The organism is Enterobacter cloacae complex sp. GF14B, from assembly GCF_004136805.1.
GTDB classification, from domain to species: Bacteria; Pseudomonadota; Gammaproteobacteria; order Enterobacterales; family Enterobacteriaceae; genus Enterobacter; species Enterobacter hormaechei_C.
Window position 1 is genome coordinate 1 of record NZ_QFRV01000167.1, and the last position, 3608, is coordinate 3608.

A 3608-nucleotide genomic window follows, 5' to 3' on the forward strand; every position below is an offset into this window, starting at 1 on the left:
GCACGCGCGTCGGGATGGGCACCTGTCAGGGCGAGCTGTGCGCCTGCCGTGCCGCCGGGCTGCTGCAACGTTTTCACGCCACCACGTCAACCCAGTCGCTTGCCCAACTCAGCGATTTTTTAAACGAGCGCTGGAAAGGCATTCAGCCCGTCGCCTGGGGCGATGCCCTGCGCGAAAGCGAATTTACCCGCTGGGTCTATCAGGGGCTTTGCGGTCTGGAGAAGGAGCACAACCATGAAATTTGATACCGTGATTGTGGGTGGGGGGCTGGCGGGCCTGCTGTGCGGCCTCAAACTGACGCAGCGGGGTCTGCGCTGCGCCATTGTCACTCGCGGTCAGAGTGCTCTGCACTTCTCCTCCGGCTCGCTGGATTTACTGGGCGCGCTATCGTTCGCCGATCTGCCGCCTGAACATCCCTACCGCCTGACGGGCGCAGAGAATATGGCCCGCTTTGCCTGCGAAACCGAACACCTGCTCACCACCTGCGGTGCACGCATGCAGGGTGACGCCGAGCAAAACCATCAGCGCGTCACGCCACTCGGCACCCTGCGCGCCGCCTGGCTTAGCCCGGAAGAGGTGCCTGTCGCTCCCATCGCTGCCGAGCGCGTGCGGGTGGTGGGGATCAGCGGCTTCCTCGATTTCCAGCCACATCTGGCCGCCGCGTCTCTCAGACAGCAGGGTGTTCAGGTGGATACGGCGGAGATTGTTCTCCCCGAACTCGACGTGCTGCGCGAAAACCCCAGCGAGTTTCGTGCGGTGAACATTGCCCGCCTGCTGGATAATGAAAGTTACTGGCCGCAGCTGTACGCGGCGCTTCAACCGCTCGGCGAGACCTGCGACGCCCTGTTTATGCCCGCCTGTTTTGGCTTAACGGACAACCGGCTCTGGCGCTGGCTCTCGGCGCGCCTGCCCTGTACGCTCGGTTTACTGCCGACGCTCCCCCCTTCCGTGCCCGGCATTCGTCTGCACACCCAGCTTCAGCGTCAGTTTGTTGCCCAGGGTGGCGTCTGGATGGCAGGCGACGAGGTGAAAAAAATCACCCTGGCTGAGGGCGCGGTAAGCGAAATCTGGACCCGCAACCACGGCGACATCCCGCTTCGCGCACGCTTTACGGTGCTGGCAAGCGGCAGTTTCTTCAGTAACGGTCTGCTGAGCAGCCGGGATGGCGTGCGTGAGGCAATACTCGGGCTGGATGTCCGGCAAAGCGCTTCCCGCGCGGACTGGTATCAAAGCGATTTCTTCACCCCGCAGCCCTGGCAGCAGTTCGGCGTGATCGTCGACAGCCAACTGCGCCCGCGGCTGGGCGGGGAACCGGTTGAAAATCTTTACGCCATCGGCTCGGTTCTGGGCGGGTACGATCCCGTGGCGCAGGGCTGCGGTGGCGGCGTCTGCGCCGTCACCGCGCTGCATGTCGCGGAGCAGATTATCCAGCGCAGGGAGAGAGCACAATGAACGACACCCGATTTGAAAGCTGTATCAAATGCACGGTCTGCACCACGGTTTGCCCGGTCAGCGGCGTCGATCCGCGCTATCCCGGCCCGAAACAGGCCGGTCCCGACGGGGAGCGTCTGCGCCTGAAGGATGGCGCGCTCTACGACGAGGCGCTGAAATACTGCATCAACTGCAAACGCTGCGAAGTTGCCTGCCCGTCGGACGTGAAAATAGGCGATATCATCCAGCGCGCCCGCGCCCGCTACAGTACGAAAAAACCGACGCTGCGTGACGCGATACTGAGCCACACCGATCTAATGGGCAGCCTCTCGACGCCTTTCGCACCGGTCGTCAATGCCGCCACCGCCCTGAAGCCGGTGCGCAGGCTGCTGGATGCGACGCTCAAAATCGACCATCACCGCAGTCTGCCGAAATATTCTCACGGCACCTTCCGCCGCTGGTATAAATCCGTGGCGGCAGAACAGGCGCAGTTCGCTGAGCAGGTCGCCTTCTTCCACGGCTGCTACGTGAACTACAACCATCCGCAGCTGGGAAAAGACCTGCTGAAAGTGCTGAACGCCATGGGGACGGGCGTTCAGCTGCTGAGCAAAGAAAAGTGCTGCGGCGTTCCGCTGATTGCCAACGGTTTCATCGACAAAGCGCGCAAGCAGGCGAGCAGCAACGTCACCTCTTTACGTGAGGCGATCGTCGACAAAGGGATACCGGTACTGGCGACGTCATCAACCTGTACCTTCACGCTGCGCGATGAATATCCGCATCTGCTGGATGTGGATAACACCGGCCTGCGCGAGCACATTGAGCTGGCGACCCGTTTTCTCTGGCGCAAGCTGGACAGCGGGCAGACGTTACCGCTGGGCAAATTGCCGCTGAAGGTGGTGTATCACACGCCATGTCATATGGAGAAGATGGGCTGGTCGATCTATACGCTTGAGCTGCTGCGGCTGATCCCGGGGCTGGAGCTGACGGTGCTGGACTCACGCTGCTGCGGCATCGCTGGCACCTACGGATTCAAGCGTGAAAACTACCCAACGTCACAGGCCATTGGCGCGCCGCTGTTCCGGCAGATTGAAGAGAGCGGCGCAGATATCGTGGTGACGGACTGTGAAACCTGCAAGTGGCAGATCGAGATGTCCACCAGCAAACGCTGTGAACATCCCATTACCTTGCTGGCAAAAGCGCTGGCGTAACCGTTGCCGGGGACACTGCCCCGGCACACTCTCACTCTACGAACAGCGATTCCACGACGTTGATCCAGCCGTGCTCACTGGCGACCTCTTTCCCGTTCAGCCAGCGGCGCAGCATGTTCAGCGCCATCATCGCGCACACCTCCTGACGTACGGCCAGGCTGTGGCGGGTAATGCTCATCCTGACGCGCAGGGCGTGCGTTCCTTCCGGCGTTGCCAGGGCAAAGTTGAGGTGCTCCTCATCCAGCCCGCCCACAAACAGCGCCAGTCCGGCGAAATGCTTCACTCTGCGCTCGGATGCCCAGCGCGCCGTCTGCGCCAGCGTCTCCTGCTGGAACGGCACCACTTCACTGGCCAGCAGCGGCGCACCCGCCCGGGTAAGCTGAAGCGCCAGAAGCCCACCGGTAAACTGCTCGCTTAACGTCACGCTCAGCTGGCGGGACTGCAAATGCGCTGCGATCTGCGCCGGTAGCCCTTCCGTGCCTTCGAAAATCAGGCTTTCCCCGGCGACGCGCCGCACTTCCGGCCACAGTGCCAGCATAGCGGCTTTCTCTGACGCCGGTCCGGTCAGCTTCAGTTCAATAATCGGCATGGAGGAGCGATAGCCCATCGACACGCCGGGAGGCAGTTGCAGGTGATCGAGGCTCTGAGCAAGATCGCTTTCCGAGCGACCAAAGGTGGTCAGACGCAGGCACAGCGGCGGTTCAGGCAGCGTAAAGCGCGCGCGCAGGCGCGGCAGGATCTGCTGCTCGACCATCACTTTAAATTCCGACGGCACGCCCGGAGTGAAGAACATCAGGCAGCGGTTCAACTGAACGGCAAACCCGCAGGCGGTGCCGACCGGGTTATCAATCAGTTCCGCGCTGGCGGGAATTTCAGCCTGCTTGCGGTTGCTGGGGGCCATCACGCGGCCACGCCCGGAGAAAAAGCGCTCCATCTGCGCCAGCCACGCCTCGTGCAGGACCAGGCCTT

Annotated in this window: 3 protein-coding genes and 1 pseudogene; 3 read left to right on the forward strand and 1 reads right to left on the reverse strand. The window is 62.3% G+C overall.

Going from position 1 to position 3608, the window contains the following annotated elements:
- From DD606_RS24145 to glpC, 3 genes and pseudogenes are all read left to right on the forward strand, one after another.
- A pseudogene (locus tag DD606_RS24145) lies at positions 1 to 245 on the forward strand (anaerobic glycerol-3-phosphate dehydrogenase subunit A); the annotation flags it as partial.
- Positions 235 to 1452 carry a glycerol-3-phosphate dehydrogenase subunit GlpB gene (gene glpB / locus DD606_RS24150; protein WP_022651526.1) on the forward strand — a complete coding sequence of 406 codons (1218 nt, stop codon included), beginning with the start codon at positions 235 to 237 and terminating at the stop codon, positions 1450 to 1452. The pseudogene DD606_RS24145 and the gene glpB, both read left to right, overlap by 11 nt.
- On the forward strand, positions 1449 to 2639 hold the full coding sequence (gene glpC / locus DD606_RS24155; protein ID WP_003859431.1) for an anaerobic glycerol-3-phosphate dehydrogenase subunit GlpC: 1191 nt from the start codon (positions 1449 to 1451) through the stop codon (positions 2637 to 2639). The genes glpB and glpC overlap by 4 nt, the downstream gene beginning before the upstream one ends.
- A gap of 31 nt (positions 2640 to 2670) precedes the next feature.
- On the opposite strand, the gene DD606_RS24160 is transcribed toward glpC, so the two are convergent.
- Positions 2671 to 3608, reverse strand: a 938-nt coding sequence (locus DD606_RS24160; protein WP_129259328.1) for a nicotinamide mononucleotide deamidase-related protein YfaY, incomplete at its 5' end; no start/stop codon positions are given.

What these genes read in the sequence shown, in the direction of transcription:
- glpB (WP_022651526.1), top strand. Translation starts at nt 235, where the DNA reads ATGAAATTTGATACCGTGATTGTGGGTGGGGGGCTGGCGGGCCTGCTG.
- glpC (WP_003859431.1), top strand. Translation starts at nt 1,449, where the DNA reads ATGAACGACACCCGATTTGAAAGCTGTATCAAATGCACGGTCTGCACC.